Origin of the sequence: Bacillus sp. FJAT-52991 (assembly GCF_037201805.1) — a bacterium.
GTDB lineage: Bacteria > Bacillota > Bacilli > Bacillales > Domibacillaceae > Bacillus_CE > Bacillus_CE kandeliae.
Genome location: NZ_CP147404.1, coordinates 3,184,179 through 3,203,625 on the forward strand (window position 1 = coordinate 3,184,179; position 19,447 = coordinate 3,203,625).

Sequence of the window (19,447 nt, forward strand, 5' to 3'; positions counted from 1 at the left end):
ATAGGAGTCACTCAGTCATTTCATTGCTCACGAGTAGTAAATTCTCTAGTTTTTTCGACACAATTATTGTTTTTCCTGTCTTTTCCATCATTCATTTTTAATAATAACTCTGTAATGGTGCTATATTCTAATAGAGAAAAAATGGTGGTATGATAAAATAATACAATGATTTTTTGTTAGAAAGGGGTTATTATGCGAAAGTTTATAATAGGCTTGGCTGTTTTCATTTTGGTTTTAATATTTGCCATACAGGCCTCAATGCAGACATTTGATGATACGAAAAAGCAGCGGGCTCATAAAGAGAGTGAGACACTAACGGATGCTGGAACAGTTTCTGGTAATGATAAAAATTCATCTGAGGTAACGATCCCAATAGACGATAAACAATATATCAAAGTTCGAATGAATACTAATGAAGTGCCGCTCACTTATCACAAGCGTACAACCGACGTTCATATTCGTTCAACAGACACACACTATTACTATCATATGGGCGATCCATCAAAACCCCTTGGGTCTATGCGAGTAACCTTAAGAAAACTCGACAATGGCGATGTCTTTGTTTTCACGAAATTTGTTAATAATAGTAACAGTGACTACTCTGCGTCTGTAATTATGCCGTTCCAACAATCTGATCATTATACTTTAACAAAGTATGAATCTTACGGAAAAGTGAATCAAACTCATGATTCAACGTTTGGAGTCGACCCAACTTCTCATCCTATCGGTATTCTATCTACTAAAAAAGGGAACGCAACGACAAACGAAGTGATGATGGGCAAAAACTATGTATCTCTTCATCGTCAACAAAATTATTCAAATGGACAGAAATCTGTTCTTCGTGAATTTAAAGATGAATATGAAAGCTACCAAATTTATGAGGACAAAGAGAAAAATCTAATCACTTCTCACTTGAACATGTCGGTCAAAGGAAAATCCATCTCTGAAAACTGGGCACTCATTTCCCAAAAACCACTATTTGCGAGTGCTACCAATCGAGATGAATGGTTCAAACGTACGATCAAAGAATACCGAGTAATTAACAAGTGGCTCACAGCTGACGGTGCTTATACAAAGCTACCATGGTCAATCGAACCCAGCTATAAAATGGGCTTCGGTCGTAGCATTGGTAACTTGGAAGGTAGTATTTATTTAGATGCCTATAGCGAGAACAAAGAGCGTTACTTCTACGACCTAGTTATTAATTCCATTGCTGATCTTGATACACTTTCCAAAGGGGCGTTGACAGCTGGAAAGTCACCGATATTTCTAACAGAATATACAAGCACCTATTTGAAAGAACCATACGGTTTTACTGCTCCTTATGTGGATACTCGCCATAATGAAAAAGCCGCACTATTTTTGAAAAATTCAAGTGAAATATTGAATATTCCTGAGCTCAAAAATGTCAACCTGCGTTATGCAGATTTCCTTGTCGACCAAAAAGAAGCGAAAAATGTTATAAATATCACACCATCAGGCTATCTTATTGCTGACTATTATTCTCCAGAGAGTAAGGTCATTACCCACGCATCACTTAACCATGCACTTGGGGAAATGAGATTATTATTGGAAACATATCAACAAACAAATAACCCCGTATATTTGAATACCGCTCAAGAAATACAAGCAGGTATTGAAAACCTTTATCCTGGTTGGATTCGTAGCAATGGTGATCTATGGTATCATATTGATGCTAAGAAGAATTTTGGGGGCACGGATTATACTTGGCTGACATTGATGGATTTGCTACTAAATCAGAAGGAACTTGAAGAAGTGGGTCTATCACGTAGCCCAATCTTTGACAAAATGATTCGTTCTAAAGCAACATATTTAGTAGATAATAAAATTGCTATCAAACCAGAAATCATTTCTCTTCTTAAAGAGCAAGGCTTTGATGACCTCGCCAACAGAGCGATTAGCGCCGAGACACATAGCAAAGAAACTTAACTTAGATGAATTGCCAGAAACACATTCATTCTACCGAGTCGATCAATGGACAATACAATTCATAAAGTTTTACCTTTTATAGATTGATTATTAATTGAACAAAGAGGCTGACTCCTTCATGAGATCAGCCTCTTTCATTTATCAATTTCTCTTCACCCAACCCATGCCAAGTGAACCTTCACCTAAGTGTGTACCGATGACGGGACCGAAGTAGCCGATGTCGAATTCGGCTTCCGGAAAGCGCTGTTGCAGACTTTCGCACCATTCATTTGCTTCTTGTTCACGATTGGCGTGAATAATGACCGCTTGAAGCGGCTCGCCTTTTTTGTAATCCTCTTCGAATAAATCAGCGACGCGTTTTAAAGCTTTTTTACTTGTACGAATTTTTTCAAATGGGACGATAAGTTTATCCACAAAGTGAAGAATTGGCTTTACTTGTAATAATCCACCAATAAATGCTTGGGCACCATTTAGGCGACCTCCACGCTTTAAATGGTTTAAGTCATCGACCATGAAATACGCACGAATGAATGGTTTCATCTCTTGAAGTGCTGCTAGGATTTCTTCAGGCCCTTGTCCTTGATTGGCTAACTCCGCTGCTCGAAGCACATAAAAAGCTTGGGGCCCACAGCTAATTTCAGAATCGAAGGAATACACATCAAGTCCTTCTACCATTTCACCAGCTGCAATTGACGTCTGGAACGTACCGCTAATGCCACTGGATAAATAAACGCCCACGACCGCATCATAATCTTTGGCCAACTCTTCATATAATTTCACAAACTGACCGATCGGCGGCTGTGAAGTGGTTGGAAATTTTTCCTCTTCGCGAACTTTTTCGTAAAACTGTTCAGCCGTAATATCAAGTTCTTCCCGATATGTGTCTTGCCCGATAATCACACTTAATGGGATCATATGTATGTTTAATTGGTCACGCAATTCTTTCGGAAGATAGGCTGTACTATCCGTTACAATTGCCGTTTTCATATTTATACCTACCTTATTTTCAAATTTGACGTTAGAAGTGCCATGTTCTTCTTATTCTATAAGAAAAGAGTAGCTTTTGCACGATTTTCGTACAATTTTATTCTCGTTAACTATAAAAGACTGCCCCAAAGAGCCAAGTCTTTTGGAAACAGTCTTATTTTTCCTTACTTTTTAATTAATACCGCTGTAAATGTGACTGGACCATTTAGAAAAACATCATCTCCATCTGGTTGTAATGTCACCGTGTATGTCAAGTTTCGGTCATTGGAATCGATTACATCTACATGAGCTAATGGCTCTACCACTTGATCATCATTACCTTCATCATCAATCTCAATTCTTGCTAAATAAATCTCTTGGCCTGGGATAAATACCAGTGGGCTGCCTTTAAAGATTCTCATTACCACTTCACGAACATTATTATCATCATTATCTAATCCGAAAACACCGTTTAGCCAAACGAGATTTCCTTTCTTCACTTCATCCAAAGTAACTGAAGCTACAGGCGTTTGAACATCTTCTGGCAATTCGAAACGGTTGTCAATTGAGATGTTGGGATCTAGTGTAAAAAACTCAAAATCAACGAAACTGGCTTGCTTATTTTTTTGAGAATGATCGTCTTTCCAATCTTTATCTTTATGTCCACTGCACTGTCTACACATCATCATCACCTCCTCTCTTATACTTCCATTAAATTCAAGAAAGGGAGGTTTGGAATGGGTTAGAAGTTTAGTAGGTTAAAAAAATGTTTATTAAACCTATTTTTTACATATATAAACCCCATAAAAAAACAGGCTGCTCTCTTTAAGAAACAGCCTGTTTCTGTTAAAAAATTTCCGTCCACTCGCTGCGCTTTTCCAGTATGCCTTGAGCGATCTCTTTTGCACCTTCTAAGCTGTGACTTGCCGCCCAACCACATTGCACTTCATTGCAAGCGGGCACCTCGGTCGCCTCGAGCACATCCTGCAACGTCCGCTCGACAATTCGCAAAATATCTTCATAATTATCATGATTAATAACGGACAAATAATAACCTGTTTGGCAACCCATTGGACTAATATCAACAATTTTCTCTGAGTGATTACGACTGAATTCTGCCATCATATGCTCCAATGAATGAAGAGCAGGCATGTCCATATGCTCCAGATTTGGCTGACAAAAACGAAGGTCATATTTATGAATTTTGTCTCCGTTGACTCCTTCTTTTATGCCAGCCAATCGAATATATGGCGCCTTCACTTTTGTATGGTCCAAATTAAAGCTTTCAACGTTCATTCGCTGTTGATTTGTCATGTATTGCACCCCTTTGATTATAAATTGTCTTTATTATAACAATATTTAGATATTATTGCATAGCAGACAAAGCGGCTTGTTTCCATTCTCCTTCTTCCTTTTTAAACGTCATCACTTGTCGTGTCTCATTCTCAACTTCTTTCCCTGTTTCTAAATCCTTCGTAACTGATTTCATAACGATAAATATATGAGCTTCTTGTTTTTCTTCATCATATTTGATGATTTCCGTATGCTGTGGCTCCATTTTCAAGTCATATACATCAAACCTTTTTTCTAAATATTGACGCTCTTCTTCGATATCCCTAGTATTCTTAGATAGTGTATCTAAGTAACCATCTACGTCCTTAGAGTTAAATGCCGAAATGTGCTGATCAAATGCAGCCATTATTTCTTCCTTTATTTCAGGAGGCAAATTTTTCGCTTCCTCGATTGGTTGCTTTACCGTTTGACTTTGTGTCTCATTCGTTTCTGGCTTCGCTTCTTCTACTTGCTTTGACTCTTCCTTCTTCTCTTGCTCCTCCTCCGCTCCACAGCCGACAAGCAGAGCACTAGTTAACAAAGCAAGGCCAATCCATTTCAACCTTAACATATTTATCCACGTCCCTTCCGTACTATTGTATGTTAAAACTGAGGTATTCCTCAACTGAAAGAAAGGAGACAGATCAATGATCGGAATACACACACACCTTAAATGAGGAATATTATCAAGAAAAGGTATGAGATCAGGCGGATTTCACTCTTGATCAGGAACAGATTCCCCACAATTGGGCGGCTCTCATCTTTAATCAGTCGCGACAACTACATAATCAGTCGCCTATGACCGACAATCAGCCACAGGGCCCTTTTTGGACAAAAAACTAGCCCCATTCAGTCGGCATTTGCTCCGAATCAGTCACGACAATCACACAAAAAAGACCGCCCGTTAGATGGACGATCTTTGGTTGATTATCTCACTTCTACCCAGCCTTTTTTAATGGCGGTGACAACCGCTTGAGTACGGTCATTAACGTTCATTTTTTGCAGTATATTGCTGACGTGGTTTTTGACGGTTTTTTCACTGATGTATAGAGCATCTCCAATGCCTCGGTTACTTTTTCCGTCAGCTAGAAGTTGTAGCACTTCACATTCACGGCGCGTGAGTAAATGAAGTGGACGGCGCACTTCTACTTGTTGGAAGCCCTTTCCTTTTCCTTCATCATTTGCTAGGCGACGATAATCTTTAATGAGGTTGTGAGTCACGCGTGGATGTAAGTAAGAGCCTCCATCGGAAACTACTTTGACTGCTTCAATTAAAGCGTCTGCATCCATTTCTTTCAATAAATAACCCATAGCTCCAGATTTTAAGGCATGTGTAACATAATTCTCATCATCGTGAATACTTAAAATGATGACTTTCGTATTCGGAAACTTGTCCACAAGCTCACGTGTCGCCTCGACCCCGTTGATTTGCGGCATATTGATATCCATCAAAACAACGTCCGGACTATGTTCAATGACGAGCTTCATCGCTTCCGCTCCGTCATCTCCTTCAGCTACCACGTCAAATGATTCTTCAAATTCTAAAATTCGCTTAACTCCCTCGCGAAATAATTGATGGTCATCGATAATAACGATATTTGTTTTCATCTTACTTCCCCCTTTATACAATGCTATTCTAAAATAGGAATACTAATCATAACTAAAGTTCCTTGATTCGGTTTGGATTGAATCGACAGTTCCCCCTCTAGAAGCTCTAGTCGTTCCTTCATCCCAATGATGCCAAATGACCCTTTCTTTTTCTCTGTGACATCAAATCCCTTACCATTATCTTTCACGACAGCTAGTACATTCTGTTTACTGATTTCTAACTTTACAGTGATCTCACTTGCTTCAGAATGTTTGAGAGCATTTTGTACAGATTCCTGTATGAGTCGGAATAAGGCTACTTCTAATTTAGCTGGTAAGCGCTTTTCGGCTCCCATGTTAACAAAATAAATTTTTGTTGATTTATTTAATGATTGCGAATATTCTTCAATCGTTGCTAAATATTTTTTTATAGTCGGAATTAAACCTAGATCATCTAAAGCCATCGGGCGTAAATCATAGATAATTCTTCTCACTTCATACAACGCTGAACGAACCATTTTTTTCAAGCTGCGAAGTTCTTGAAATGCTTCTTCTACATCACGTTCTTTATATAGTTTCTCTATCAAGTCTGATCTCAATAGAACGTTCGCCATCATTTGAGCAGGACCATCATGAATTTCTCTTGATAGTCTCTTTCTTTCCTCTTCTTGCGCCTCCATAATTTGAAAACCGAATTCTTGCTTTAAGCGAGCATCTTCTAGCACTTCACCAATTTTCTTCATATCCTGACTCAAATAGTTTAAAACAACAGATACTTGGGTGACAAGATGTTCCGCTCGCTCAATCGTGGACTCAACCGATACCAGTCGCCTTTCCAAATCATTTCGCTTTTCAATCAGCTGCTTCTCACTTTGCCGTGAGATCAATAGCTTCAATTGCAAGTCATGAGCTCTCTCATAAGTATCACGGACAAAGTCCTCAGAGTAGGAGTGAAAATTCTTGCTCACTTCCGCTAATTTTTTCCTAGCCATTTTTACTTTCAGCTCGAGTTGGTCCTGCTCATGGATTAACGTATGTACTTGATCGCGAACACTATTTAGTTCAACAAGTAATATTTGATGATCCTTTCTACTTTGTTCCGCAATAGTAAAAATTTCTCCTTTACTATTGTCTACGGTTTCAATGATTTTTTTTAAAATCGTATCTAAAACGGCTATATTATTGTTCATATTAAACATAGAATGTCCTTCCTCCGACAATACCATTTTACCTGTATCTCCACTTTTTCACTAGAAAGAACAGACAATTTCATGGAAATTTAATTAAAAAGGCATGTATTTGTCATTTATGCAACATTCAATAGGTCTTAAGTCTTTATAATTATACACGGAATCTTTACTCATTATGTAACCATTACGATCTAAAATAAAACATACATATCTTCAAGTGATGACAATTGTATTATAACACGTAAACTTTTAACTTAGCTTAAAGTTGCATGACCATTTGATTAAAAAGTGATGTCAGTGGAGATATAACTTTTTTCTTTTTCTATTTTTATATATTATAGGTATTTGATGTCGATATTTTTTCATATGAATTGGAGGCATGTCTATTGTTATCTCAATACTATACAGTTAAAGGCTATGGAGAAAATGAAATCATTATACAAAAGTCGCGGTTTATTGCCTACATCAACCGGGTGGAGACAGAAGAAGAAGCGCAACAATTTATCGCCGATATAAAAAAACAGAATTGGAATGCCACACATAACTGCTCCGCTTATATGATCGGAGAAACAAATTCCATTCAAAAGGCAAACGATGACGGAGAACCGAGTGGAACAGCGGGTGTTCCGATGCTTGAAGTATTGAAAAAACGAAATTTAAAAGATACAGTCGTTGTCGTTACCCGTTATTTCGGGGGCATTAAATTAGGTACAGGTGGATTAATTCGAGCTTATGGCAAAGCAGTGTCTGAAGGAATTAACGCAACTGGTGTCGTTGAGCGTCGTCTCATGCAAATTATGAAAACAACGATTGACTATACTTGGCTCGGCAAAATTGAAAACGAATTACGTTCTTCCACTTACTCCATTAAAGATATTCATTATTTAGATACTGTCGAGATTGAAACCTTCGTTAAAGAAAATGAAAAAGAAGTATTTATCCAGTGGATGACGGAGTTAACAAACGGACAAGCAGTCATTCATGAAGGCGAAGTACTTTACCAAGAACAACTAATTGACTGCAATTGAAAAAATAAAATTTACTGTTAAATGTAATCATAGTAAAATAGAACTTGGGCTATTTTATCAAAGTATGAGCAACAATGTTGAAGTTAGCTATTCCCTTGGCAAGATTAATTATTGAAGGAGCTTAGGAATTTATGTCAACCGAAAGACAACGTATGCAAATGCGTAAGAGGCGCAAAAGAAAACGCCGCATTGCGTTTCTTGTTATACTCCCACTGTTATTTCTCGCATTTACTGCCGCCGGTTATGGTGCCTTTTTGTACAAAAAGGCAGAATCTGTTTTCAAAGACTCTTATCTTGATGACGGGCGTCACAAATCTGACCTTCGCGATGCAAAAGTTCATCCATTAAAAGATAATATTTCTATCTTGTTTATCGGAGTAGATGAGAGTGAATCAAGAGAGAAAGAATTTGGAGGTAAAACACGTTCAGACGCTTTAATGCTAGCCACTTTGAACGTCGAAGATAAATCAATTAAATTAGTCAGCATCCCTCGGGACTCTTACGTGTATGTCCCAGAGGTTGGATACAAGACAAAGATCAACCATGCCCATGCTTACGGTGGCCCAAAAGCAACTATTGAAACAGTAGAAGAATTATTTGGCCTACCTGTTGATTATTATGTTCGCATGAATTTCTATGCATTTATGGATGTAGTCGATGCACTTGGTGGAATTACATTTGATGTTCCATATGACTTAGAGGAGAAAGACTCAAAGGACACACACAACGCGATTAAGTTAAAGAAAGGGACACAAGAGCTGAATGGCGAAGAAGCGTTAGCACTTGCGCGTACTCGTAAATACGATAGTGATATCGAACGTGGTAAACGTCAGCAAGAACTACTTGAAGCAGTGGTCAAAAAAGCGATCTCTGTAAATTCTATTACAAAATATGACGAAATTCTAGATGCTGTCGGTGCCAATATGCGAACGAATATGACATTTGACGAAATGAAATCCCTTATTGAATATGGAAAATCCGGAAGTCTAAAATTCGAAACCATCACTTTAAAAGGGGAAGATGCAAGATCAGAAGACGGTGCTTACATTTACCAACTTGATGAAACTGAATTCGAAATCGTCAAAAATGATCTTGCTAGACATCTTGGATTAGATTAGACGATTAAGTAGACGAAGGGAGTATCCCAAAAATCCGCGTCGCAAATTTTTGAGATGATACTTCTTATTTGAAAATGCTATTAAATTAGGTTTTCTGCACCTGTCGCTTTTGATACAGAAAAGGAGCCGTCTCATAAGTAGTTGAGACGGCTCCTTTCTTACCTCTAGTCAAGTAGTTTTAGATGAATTTTATTTAGTTAGATGAATTTGTTTCTGTAGGAAGGGGTACCCCTTCCTACAGAAACAAATTTGCGCATACCAAAAAGACCTAACGAAATTTCGTTTTTTTCGAAAGGTCAAATATGTTATAGTAGGACTAACCAATTACGAACAGGTTGAGGCTGTTTCGTAGTCATAAGTGATATGGTGTGTGATCAGGTGAAATGCCACTTTCAAAAACTTGTTCACACAGGCAATCGACGCAACTTTATGGGGCTTTCCTTGAGGTTGCGTTTTTAATTTGTCATAGTAATCCACCAAATGATTTCCACCGAATCGACGTAATGTAATCATGGTCTGAACCATATAAAACAAGATTTTTCGTAGCTTGTTGTTTCCTCGTTTATTGATCTTATCTTTGTAATAGGTATTTCCTGATTGATAACGCATCACATCAATACCAACATAGGCATTTAACTGCTTGTGGTTCTTGAAACGGCGAATATCCCCAAGCTCTCCAATCAGACGAACAGCTGTCGCTTCTCCGATACCGGGAAATGAAATCAGTACGTTGTATTCGGTTCTTTCCTTTGAGAGCTCGACCATTTGTTTCACAAGCCCTTCTTTCTTTTCTTTTAAATCAGAGATCCTTTTCGCATAGTCACGTACTTGTTCACAACGCACATCCTCTTTTGAAATGGCTGGATACGAATCTTTCGCAGCTTCTAGTAAAGCGAGTCCTTTCGCTTCTGCTCGCGAAAGAGATAGATTCTTCCTTGTATTTGCTTTTAGCCGATTACGAATGATGGTTTTGGAACAAGTGAGTACCTCATCTGGATGCGGATAGAGCTGCACAATATTGAGAAAAAGGGCCGAGCGTGTTGAAAATATGATTTCTAATTCTGGAAAACTGAGTTGTAGAATGGCATGCAGGCGACTGAAAAGATGAGTGATTTCACGATCTAGTTCATCATAATAACGTGTGAGTGATCGCATTTGTTTATAATAGCCTTCTTCTTGATAAGTAGCTGTACGCTCTACTTTAAAATGTGATTTTGCCAGTTCATGTGCATCGCTTTTGTCTGTTTTTTGTCGACGCATCGATGCCATTTGAAGATTCGCTTCAAGAGGGTTCACTCGATGGTAGATATAACCTTCTGTTTGGAAAAAGCGTTCTAATGATGCGGAATAAACACCTGTCGCTTCAAATACAATCTCTGGTGCTTGTCCATCCTGTTTTGTTAATGTTTGGAGTTTTTCGTTCAAAGCTTCAAATGAGGGTTTGGTATGAAGAATTTCTCCTTCAAATTCACATTGACGATATTGGTTATAAATCACCATCGTACTTTTCCCCATACTCACATCAAGAGCGACTACATGTTGCATATTCATTTCTCCTTCTTAGCCAATCATAGAAGTCTTCACAGGGCCTTATCGATTCCCTTTTCTTATACACGATCTCTACGGATCCAACATACTAAACTGATTCACATAAGGGTGTGAAGTTGGTCGGTTTTTGAAACGGACTCGATTTGGTCCCAGGGGCCGTTCGACCTTTCTTCACTTCTACTATAAAAAAATAGTAGCACAAACCTTGGCCTTGGTTTGTGCTACTAATGTTAGTATGTTTTTACTGCTCACTATGGAGATGAACGAGCACATACTATTAATCTCTTATTTTAACTCAAACAAAAAAAGCGATCGAAATAAATCGATAGCTTTTTTGTTTATAATTAATTCTTTTTGACTCGAACGCGCATCAAATTCATTAACGGCTTATAATCGGAGCCAACAAGCCCCACACTTTCAACAAACAATTCAATTGCTACAACTAAAACGGCGATAAGAATGATCGCTCCCCAAATGGTCGCCATTGTAAAAATCACCGCAGCTAACCCAAACATCGAGGCGATCGCATAGATAATCACAACCGTCTGCTTATGCGTATAGCCCATGCGTAGCAAGCAATGATGAAGATGGGACTTATCTGGAGCAGATAGCGGTTGCTTATTCACTTTCCGTCTAATGATGGCAAAGAATGTATCCGTAATCGGCACTCCAAGAATAATGATCGGAATAATTAACGAGACGACCGTTACATTTTTAAATCCAAGCAAAGCAAGCACGGAAATAATGTAACCTAAAAATAGTGCTCCTGTATCTCCCATAAAGATCTTTGCCGGATGAAAGTTATAATGTAAAAACCCAAGAGTGCTTCCTAACACAAGCAAAGCGACACTCATTACATATAGATCACCTTTCATATAAGCCATTAAGCTAATTGTAAGCAAGGCAATCGATGACACACCAGCCGCTAGCCCATCTAGTCCATCAATTAAATTAATCGCATTTGTAATACCGACAATCCAAAGAATAGTTAGCGGAATGCTGAAGTAGCCAAATTCCATGTGACCACCGAACGGAAGGTTAATATCCTCCATTTGCACACCACCATAAACAACGACAACAAGCGCAGCAAGCAGCTGTCCACCAAGCTTGACTTTAGCCGACAATTCAAAGCGATCATCTAGTACTCCCGTAATGATAATGATCACGCCACCAATCATAATTGCTAAATTGAAATCCGCTTGCGGTTGTAGCACGAACATTCCAATCATGAAACTAATAAAAATCGCTAATCCTCCCATGCGGGGCATAATCCTCTGGTGTACTTTACGATAATTCGGTTTGTCCACTGCACCGACAGCAATCGCCAATTTCTTCACAAGCGGCGTAATCGCTAACGATGCGATTAAACAAATCACAAAGGCAAGGGCAACCATGTAGTACCTCCTTAAAATAATGAACAAATGGATATATTTTCATCTCAAATCTATTGAAGTCAACATCATTATTTTTTGCAACATAAAATTATTTTACAGCAACTCATCTTACATTTTCTCATAAACTGTTTTTTTTTCAACAATTTAATTGTAAATTTTTCTGTTGTGAATTTTTTACAAATTTAACACACTTTCAAAAACATGTGATGAAGCACTGATTTTACTACATTGATCAGTCGAAAAAATAATTTTCATAATTATCACACGAATCCCGTTATGATAGTCAACCGTTTCGTATTTTGGTAAGATTAAATAATGATCTGAAGTGATTTTCGAGTGAATTACTCTAAGGGAGCGTAAAAATACATGATTTCGTTTTTAAAAAAACTAAGCGATTCAAATGATCAACGCTTAAAAAAATATTATAAACTTGTCGAACAAATAAATGCATTAGAAACAGCTTTTGAAGGATTAACAGATGATGAGTTAGCTCAAAAGACAGTGGATTTTAAAGAGAGATTAACCAATGGCGAAACAATTGATGACCTCAAAGTCGAAGCATTTGCGGTCGTCCGCGAAGCAGCTAAACGAGTGCTTGGCATGAGGCATTATGATGTGCAGTTGATTGGTGGTCTTGTGCTGACGGAAGCCAACATTGCTGAGATGCCTACAGGTGAAGGAAAAACGCTTGTCGCTTCGCTTCCAAGCTATTTGCGTGCCCTTGAAGGAAAGGGCGTTCATGTCATTACGGTCAACGAGTATTTAGCAGAGCGTGACCGTAAAACGATTGGGCCTCTTCATGAATTCCTCGGTTTAACCGTTGGATTAAATCTCCCTCTGATGGACTCTGATCAAAAACAAGCCGCTTACCGAGCAGACATTACATACGGGGTCGGAACGGAATTTGGCTTTGACTATTTAAGAGATAATATGGTGTGGCATCCAACTCAACGCGTTCAACGCCCATACCATTTCGCTATTATTGACGAAGTGGATAGCGTGTTGATCGATGAAGCAAAAACACCACTGATCATTGCTGGAAAAATGCCGGGAAGCTCTGAGCTCCATTATATTGGCGCGCGTGTAGCGAAACGATTCAAACGAGATGAAGATTATCACTTAGATGATGAAACAAAAGCGGTCAGTCTCACTGAACAAGGCATTGACAAAGTGGAAAAAACCTTTGGCGTAGATAATTTATACGACCTTGAACATCAAACACTGTATCACTATATGATTCAAGCTGTGCGCGCTCATGTGATGTTTGAGCGAGATGTCGATTACATCATTAAAGACGGCAAGATTCTGCTTGTGGATATATTCACTGGTCGAACGATGGAGGGCCGCTCGTTAAGCGATGGACTTCACCAAGCCATTGAAGCAAAAGAAGGACTTGAAATCACCGATGAAAATAAAACACAAGCATCGATTACGATCCAAAATTACTTCCGTATGTACCCGCATCTTTCTGGCATGACAGGGACGGCGAAAACGGAAGAAAAAGAATTTGAGCAAGTATACAATATGATGGTCATTCAAATCCCTACGAATCGACCGAAGCAACGGGTGGATATGCCAGATTTCATCTTTTCCACATCCGATCAAAAATATCAAGCGGTCACAGAAGAAGTGAAGAGAAGACATGAAATGGGACAACCGGTACTCGTTGGGACGACTTCGATTTTACAATCAGAAAAAGTGGCCGAATACTTTACAAAAGCTGGGCTAGCTTTTGAATTATTAAATGCTAAAAGTGTCAAACAAGAAGTTGAGTTGATCTCAAAAGCGGGACAGAAAAAGCAAATTACTATCGCCACCAATATGGCTGGTCGAGGAACAGATATCCTTTTAGGAGAGGGCGTAGCTGAGCTCGGGGGACTGCATGTGATCGGTACAGAACGCCATGAAAGTCGCCGAATCGACAACCAGCTGAAAGGACGTTCTGGACGCCAAGGAGACCCAGGTTCAAGCCAATTCTTTATTTCATTAGCGGATGATATGCTCGTACGCTTCGCTAAAGAAGAATTAGAGAAGATGGAGAAAAAGTTAGAAATAGATGAAAATGGTCTTGTGCTAAATAAAAAAATTCATGAATTTGTTGATCGAGTCCAACGCATCGTAGAAGGTGCGAACTTCTCGATGAGAGAATACAACTTGAAACTAGACGATGTAAGCAATGAACAACGCAACATTATTTATAGTCTTAGAAACAAAATGGTCAATGAAGAAGAGACGGTTGACCATTTCCTTAATATGATCAAGCAAGCGAGTCACGATGAGATCGAACATATTTGTCATGAAGATCAGTCTGTAGAAGAATGGCATCCCGAACAGCTTCAAACCACGATTGAACTCATACTTGGGGGCCGTTCCATTACATTACCAGAAGACATCACGAGCAAGGAAGAAATTCAACAGATCGTTAAGCAAGAAGCAGCTAGCTACTGTGAGGAGTTACAAACACTAGCGGAGCCCTCTTGGGACGAGTATATAAAACAGATCACCCTATCGAACATCGACCAGCTGTGGGTAAGCCACCTTGAAAATATGGCTAGGTTGAAAGAAGGAATTGGTCTTCGCTATTACCAACAAGAAGATCCGATGCGAATTTATGCACATGAAGGGCTTGAAATCTTTACAATGATGTACCATCAGATACAAAAGAACACCGCCATTCAATTCGGTTCGTTTGTGAACGAACTAACTAAAAAGGAGTAGTCATCTTATGTTATCTTTTTTCAAAAAGAAAAGTAACGATACAAGCAAATTGAAAAACGACGGGCTTGAAAGTACCGTTTCATCAAGTGAACTAACGAACAATGACACACCAGAATCAACAGAAGAAGTGGAAACACCGCTTTCTATTCACCCAGCAGCTTCTATTTCAAAAGAACAAATGTATGTCCTACGCTTTTTGAACAATGAACTGCCATTATTAAAGGCGAATCAATTATCTTTATCAGGCATCGAATGGGAAGAACAACCAGAAGGACTAGCCGTCTCTGCCTTCGTCCGCAACTCTGTTGATAAAGAGCTTCAACTAGGAGAAGTCAGACTGTTACTTATTAATGAAGAACAACAAGTGAAAGCGAAGCATGTATTTAATATGAAAGAGCTAGGGAATCTACCAGCAAAAAGCAGCCGTCCATGGACATTCATGTTTCCGGCTGAAACGCTCGCTCCAGCCGTCCATTTAGCTAAGGAAAATTGGACCCTTGCTTTTGACTTAACATCAACAAAGCATGAATTAGACTTAGCTCCCGCTTGGGAAGAAGCTTTACCAGAACAACAAAAAGAACAATTACAAAAAATCGTTGCAGAGCTTGGAGACCCAAACAAGAATGAACTGAACTTCACTGGCTTACAAGCTAATTTTGCAGCAGACGGGCAATTCCATGTCACCTTGTTAATCCGCAACGGCTATGAGAAAAACTTAAAAATCGAGCAGCTCCCACTGCAAGTACTAGACCATCAAAAAGAAGTCATCGCAGAAGGGCAATTCACTTTCGAGGATTTCGAAGTTAAAGCGAACACAACGAAGCCATGGACTGTCATCTTCCATAAAGAGCTAGTCACAAAGGATCAACCAGATTTAACGACTTGGAGTGTTCGAGTAGAAGGGTAGTTTCCAAGAATAAAATGATGATATTATATCCAAGATATGAAATTTTTTCTTGTGAATATAAGTAGATATGTTACAATAAAAGGGTAGTTTTCCGTTTTGTAAGTTATCGATAATATAGCGGCAACGGTTGGTGGTGGCCCGAAAGCATCTGCTCTTTGTAGCGGGTGCTTTTTTCTTCACAAAAAAGGATGCAGACATGTTTCCTGCACCCTCTCTCTTTCATTAGTAAAATCGTTTAAAGCTATCAAATCTCTGTTTAAAATAGGGATTATCCAAACTAGTAATCGTAATTCCCTTTGAAGAGCTTGCTTGAATAAATTGATTGTTTCCAAGGTAAATACCCATGTGCGATATTCCTTTTTTATAGGTGTTATTAAAGAAAACAAGGTCTCCAGGCTTCGGATTAGACACAAAATAAGAGCGGCTATAATATCCCTCGGTATTCGTTCTTGGTATTTTTTTCCCTGCTTGGTTAAATACATAATAAATATATCCACTACAATCAAAACCAGACGGCTGGGCTCCTCCCCACACATAAGGCACACCTATATACTTTTTCGCTTCAGCTAGCAAACGATCGACGGAAAAAGTATCATCAGATGGCTTTGGCGGCTTCGTGACAACGGGTGGCTGTCCTCCATCATTGGTAACTTTTAATTTTTGTCCCACATAAATAACGTCTGAAGTTAAGCCATTTAATTGCTTCAATTGCTGCACACTCATATTAAACATAATGGCAATCAAACTTAAGGAATCCCCTTTTTTTACTACATATGTATTGCTAGACGTTGGTGGCTTCGGCTTTGATGTTGGCGGCTTTGGCTTCGGCTTAGACGTTGGTGGCTGACCACTAACCTTCAATTTTTGCCCGACATAAATGGTATGCGAAGTTAACCCATTTAATTGCATTAATTGCGTTACACTCATTTTGTGCATAGCGGCGATTTTACTTAAGGAATCCCCACTTTGAACAATATATGTACTAGATGAAGCAGGCGGTTTGCTTGGCGGCTTAGCAACAGGCGGTTTCGCTGATGATGGTTTCCCACTCACTTTTAATTTTTGTCCCACATAAATCATATGAGATTGCAAGCCGTTTAATTGCATTAATTGCGACACACTCATTTTGTGCATAGCGGCAATCTTGCTTAATGAATCGCCGCTTTGAACGATGTAGACGCCTGATGAAGCTGGCGGCTTACTTGGCGGCTTGGCAACAGGCGGTTTCGTTGACGATGGTTTCCCGCTCACCTTTAGCTTTTGTCCGACATAAATATTATGTGACTTCAAGCCGTTTAATTGCATTAACTGCGTTACACTCATTTTGTAACGTGCTGCGATCTTACTTAATGAATCGCCGCTTTGAACGGTATATGTCGATGTAGCCGCTTTCATCGATAATTCCGGCTCGTTCTCATCACTAACCGATGCAGATGACGCTTGGCCGCTGACAATTAATTTTTGACCTTCATAAATATTCGTTGACTTTAACCCATTCAACTCTTGCAATTGAGCCACGCTCATTTGATAAACTTTAGCAATGGCATAAAGTGAATCCCCGTTTTGAACAGTGTATGTTTTCGTTCCAGAAGCTGGTTTCGTTACATTAGAAGAAGTCACTGACTTTGTTGCTGGAGTTACTTCAACTTCTTGGTTCGTTTCTTGTTCAGCTGGCATAGGTTCACCTATTACCTTCAACTGCTGACCCGGATGAAGAATTGTCGTCGTTAATTCATTCAGTTCTTTCAGCTGATCGACTTCCATTTGATAAAGTTTCGCAATGGAAGCAAGTGTATCCCCCTCTTTGACCACGTAAATGGGACTATTGGAATCGGCAGCCTCCACAACCTCTTCGCTAATCTTTAATGTTTGTTCTGCATACAATTGGTCACTGTTTAACCCATTCATTTTCTTGAGAACGTCTAACTCAACATTATACGCTTTTGAAATACTCTCAAGCGTTTCCCCAGACTTGACTACATGATGTTCTGCTGCTTCTGCAACTGTGACAACACCAGTTGAAAGGACCGCTGCGGTCGATAAAGTGAATAGGGCTTTTTTCATTTCGAATCTCCTCTCACATGAAGCTTCGTGAACAAATCACTTTTTCCTTTATATCGACTCGCTTCTGGAAGACTTAATAAAAATCCAACTTTAAACATCTTTATACCTATAAAATTCTTTTTAATTTCCTGTTTTATCTATTTTATTATGATAAAAGATATATTTTAAATCATGTATATCGACTGTTAACAGACCATTGAAGCAGGACTTTGTTTCTTGAAAAACCATCCCTTTATACTGATTTAGACTAATTTAGAACGATTTCACTTATCAGTTATAATTCTTTTTTACCAATCGAATAATACTGGACTCCTGTTGCCCACATATCATCTGCTGACAAGCAGTTTCGTCCGTCAATGACAATTGGCTGATTCAACAATTGGAAAAATTGTTGAGGAGGGACATTTTTGATTTCATCCCATTCCGTTAAGATCACTGCAACATCACTGTTTTGAAGGGCTTCTTCAACGGAAGTGACATAAGCAATGCGATCTTGAAAAATGAGATGAGCATTAGCTTCAGCTGCAGGGTCATAACCAATAACATTTGCCCCTTCCTGTAACATAGCCTCTATAACGGCAATCGAGGGAGCCCTTCTCATATCATCTGTGTTCGGTTTAAACGAAAGCCCCATCACAGCTACTTGCTTGCCTGTTAATGGCGCCACTAACGCTTTCACTTTATTGATAAAATAATCAATCTGAAGTTCATTGGCTCGTTTCGCCGCTTCGACAGTTGTAAGCTGAACGTCATGTTCACTCGCTAAATGCAACAATGCTTCAATATCCTTTGGAAAGCAAGAACCACCATAGCCCACTCCTGCTCGCAAAAATTGATGACCGATTCGCACATCCATCCCCATTCCTATTGCCACATCCGCAATATTTCCTCCTACTTTCTCCACAAGGCGAGCCATTTCATTGATAAAACTAATTTTAGACGCTAAAAAAGCATTGGACGCATACTTAATCAATTCCGCACTATTTAAGTCCGTTGTAAAAATCGGTCGACCTAGCGGCTCGTACAAACGTTGCATTTCGCGGGCCGTACGCTCATCCTCTGCTCCAATAATGATGCGATCTCCGTAAAACGCATCTTCAAGAGCAGAGCCTTCGCGCAAAAATTCTGGTGTCGATGCCACAGAAAATACCACTTTGTCTGCTTGTGCTTGTTGAATCCACTCTTTCATCTTTTTACTTGTCCCCGGCGGAACGGTGCTTTTGATGGCCGTGATAAACCCTGGCATCATAGCGTATTTCCCAATCTCACTAGCGAGTGTACGAAGCGACTGCAAGTCTGCGCTTCCATCCGGCAAAGACGGTGTGCCAACGGTAATCACGATGACTTCAGCAGCGGAAAATGCGGCTTTCATATCGCTTGTAAATGAAAGCTGACGATAATATGTATGTAAAGCGGCTTCTAAACCGGGTTCGAATATGGGCAGCTCCTTCTTTTTTAATTGATTAATTTTTCTAGTATCCGTATCTAAGCACGTTACTTCACAGCCTACACGAGCAAGGACGACCGCCGTGACGATCCCCACATAGCCCATACCGGCCACTGTTACTTTTTTCATATTTGACGACCTTTCTTTTCTTTCATTGCTTCATTTACTATACAAAAAAAGACCACCATCAACAAATTG

Annotated in this window: 15 protein-coding genes; 5 read left to right on the plus strand and 10 right to left on the minus strand. The window is 39.2% G+C overall.

What is annotated here, in order from left to right; genetic code table 11:
- Positions 1-192 precede the first annotated feature (192 nt).
- The gene (locus WDJ61_RS16425) at positions 193-1,950 is read left to right on the plus strand and encodes a hypothetical protein (protein WP_338751647.1); all 1,758 of its coding nucleotides are present in this window, start codon (positions 193-195) and stop codon (positions 1,948-1,950) included.
- 141 nt (positions 1,951-2,091) lie between these two features.
- Here WDJ61_RS16425 and WDJ61_RS16430 read toward each other — a convergent pair whose 3' ends face one another.
- The 6 genes from WDJ61_RS16430 to WDJ61_RS16455 form a co-directional block, all read right to left on the minus strand.
- Positions 2,092-2,937 (minus strand): DegV family protein, encoded by an 846-nt coding sequence (locus WDJ61_RS16430; RefSeq protein ID WP_338751649.1) that lies wholly within the window; start codon positions 2,935-2,937, stop codon positions 2,092-2,094.
- 164 nt (positions 2,938-3,101) lie between these two features.
- On the minus strand, positions 3,102-3,602 hold the full coding sequence (locus tag WDJ61_RS16435; protein WP_338751654.1) for a hypothetical protein: 501 nt from the start codon (positions 3,600-3,602) through the stop codon (positions 3,102-3,104).
- 160 nt (positions 3,603-3,762) lie between these two features.
- The gene (locus tag WDJ61_RS16440) at positions 3,763-4,230 is read right to left on the minus strand and encodes an S-ribosylhomocysteine lyase (RefSeq protein ID WP_338751656.1); all 468 of its coding nucleotides are present in this window, start codon (positions 4,228-4,230) and stop codon (positions 3,763-3,765) included.
- A gap of 52 nt (positions 4,231-4,282) precedes the next feature.
- Positions 4,283-4,819, minus strand: coding sequence for a hypothetical protein (locus tag WDJ61_RS16445; protein ID WP_338751660.1), 537 nt, complete (start codon positions 4,817-4,819; stop codon positions 4,283-4,285).
- 356 nt (positions 4,820-5,175) lie between these two features.
- Positions 5,176-5,856 carry a response regulator transcription factor gene (locus WDJ61_RS16450; protein WP_338751662.1) on the minus strand — a complete coding sequence of 227 codons (681 nt, stop codon included), beginning with the start codon at positions 5,854-5,856 and terminating at the stop codon, positions 5,176-5,178.
- A 23-nt stretch (positions 5,857-5,879) separates the two neighbouring features.
- The gene (locus WDJ61_RS16455) at positions 5,880-7,034 is read right to left on the minus strand and encodes a sensor histidine kinase (RefSeq protein ID WP_338751664.1); all 1,155 of its coding nucleotides are present in this window, start codon (positions 7,032-7,034) and stop codon (positions 5,880-5,882) included.
- Between the two features lie 377 nt (positions 7,035-7,411).
- Here WDJ61_RS16455 and WDJ61_RS16460 point away from each other — a divergent pair, with 377 nt between their 5' ends.
- Both WDJ61_RS16460 and WDJ61_RS16465 read left to right on the plus strand, forming a co-directional pair.
- Entirely contained in the window at positions 7,412-8,053 is a 642-nt protein-coding gene (locus WDJ61_RS16460; protein ID WP_338751666.1) for a YigZ family protein, read from the plus strand.
- A 131-nt stretch (positions 8,054-8,184) separates the two neighbouring features.
- Complete coding sequence (locus tag WDJ61_RS16465; RefSeq protein ID WP_338751668.1) at positions 8,185-9,171, plus strand: LCP family protein; 987 nt, start codon at positions 8,185-8,187, stop codon at positions 9,169-9,171.
- Between the two features lie 324 nt (positions 9,172-9,495).
- Here the strand turns inward: WDJ61_RS16465 and WDJ61_RS16470 are convergent, their stop codons facing one another.
- Positions 9,496-10,716, minus strand: coding sequence for an IS110 family transposase (locus tag WDJ61_RS16470; protein ID WP_338751673.1), 1,221 nt, complete (start codon positions 10,714-10,716; stop codon positions 9,496-9,498).
- 347 nt (positions 10,717-11,063) lie between these two features.
- A complete protein-coding gene (locus tag WDJ61_RS16475) occupies positions 11,064-12,113 on the minus strand; it encodes an MraY family glycosyltransferase (RefSeq protein ID WP_338751675.1) in 1,050 nt (349 codons plus the stop codon).
- 366 nt (positions 12,114-12,479) lie between these two features.
- Here WDJ61_RS16475 and secA2 point away from each other — a divergent pair, with 366 nt between their 5' ends.
- Together secA2 and WDJ61_RS16485 are read left to right on the plus strand one after the other, a co-directional pair.
- Entirely contained in the window at positions 12,480-14,831 is a 2,352-nt protein-coding gene (secA2, locus tag WDJ61_RS16480; protein ID WP_338751677.1) for an accessory Sec system translocase SecA2, read from the plus strand.
- Between the two features lie 7 nt (positions 14,832-14,838).
- Positions 14,839-15,738 (plus strand): accessory Sec system S-layer assembly protein, encoded by a 900-nt coding sequence (locus tag WDJ61_RS16485; protein ID WP_338751679.1) that lies wholly within the window; start codon positions 14,839-14,841, stop codon positions 15,736-15,738.
- Between the two features lie 222 nt (positions 15,739-15,960).
- Here WDJ61_RS16485 and WDJ61_RS16490 read toward each other — a convergent pair whose 3' ends face one another.
- Together WDJ61_RS16490 and WDJ61_RS16495 are read right to left on the minus strand one after the other, a co-directional pair.
- Complete coding sequence (locus WDJ61_RS16490) at positions 15,961-17,802, minus strand: LysM peptidoglycan-binding domain-containing protein (protein WP_338751681.1); 1,842 nt, start codon at positions 17,800-17,802, stop codon at positions 15,961-15,963.
- A gap of 274 nt (positions 17,803-18,076) precedes the next feature.
- Positions 18,077-19,378, minus strand: a complete 1,302-nt coding sequence (locus WDJ61_RS16495; protein WP_338751683.1) for a UDP-glucose/GDP-mannose dehydrogenase family protein — start codon at positions 19,376-19,378, stop codon at positions 18,077-18,079.
- Positions 19,379-19,447 lie beyond the last annotated feature (69 nt).